1 tRNA gene and 2 rRNA genes are annotated in these 707 nt (G+C 48.1%); all 3 read right to left on the bottom strand.

What is annotated here, in order from left to right:
• Positions 1-350 precede the first annotated feature (350 nt).
• Positions 351-423, bottom strand: a tRNA-Ala gene (locus tag HW447_RS17830).
• 6 nt (positions 424-429) lie between these two features.
• Positions 430-547: ribosomal RNA gene (gene rrf / locus HW447_RS17825) — 5S ribosomal RNA — on the bottom strand.
• 73 nt (positions 548-620) lie between these two features.
• Positions 621-707, bottom strand: a 16S ribosomal RNA gene (locus tag HW447_RS17820); the annotation flags it as partial.

Below are 707 nucleotides of genomic sequence, written 5' to 3'. Positions count from 1 at the left end.
TTATAGCTTAACCAATATAGAAATGAAAGCGGCCGGCCATTTATGAAACAGTCCGCTGAAAGCTTGCTTTCACAAGGACAGGTTCATGAATTGACGGACATTTGCGAAGCAAATGTTACTGAAAAGCTAACGGCTTTGAAGTAACCGCTTGTACTCCGCACGGGTGCTTCACTTCTAAAGATGCATAGCGTTGCATCTCTGGTTCTAGGTTTACAAATTTGTTGTTTGTTTTCCATGCGATCTCTCGCATGGCCTCGGATGTCTTGATATTCGTTTGAATATTCAATTCTTTTTGTTCAATATGCGGTTTTCAAGGTACGTGTGCGCCTCACACTTTTGTGCTTGGCGAGTGGAGATGGAGAGATTCGAACTCTTGACCCCCTGCTTGCAAGGCAGGTGCTCTCCCAACTGAGCTACACCCCCACGGTAATCTGGCACTCACCTGCTCTCCCATGCCGTCTCCAGCATAGTACCATCGGCCGCTTAGGTCTTAACCATCGTGTTCGGGATGGGTACGGGTGTGGCCCCTAAGCGCATCAGCACCAGAAAGGTGTTTTCTTAACAAGTTTCCTCGTTGAAAACTAAACAGTATATAAAACCCCTACTCCATTCTTCCTTAGAAAGGAGGTGATCCAGCCGCACCTTCCGATACGGCTACCTTGTTACGACTTCACCCCAGTTACCTGCCCCGCCTTCGGCAGCTCTCC

The sequence above is a fragment of the Enterocloster alcoholdehydrogenati genome (assembly GCF_013282095.1).
Classification (GTDB): Bacteria; Bacillota; Clostridia; order Lachnospirales; family Lachnospiraceae; genus Enterocloster; species Enterocloster alcoholdehydrogenati.
This window is presented reverse-complemented; position numbering and strand designations above follow the sequence as displayed.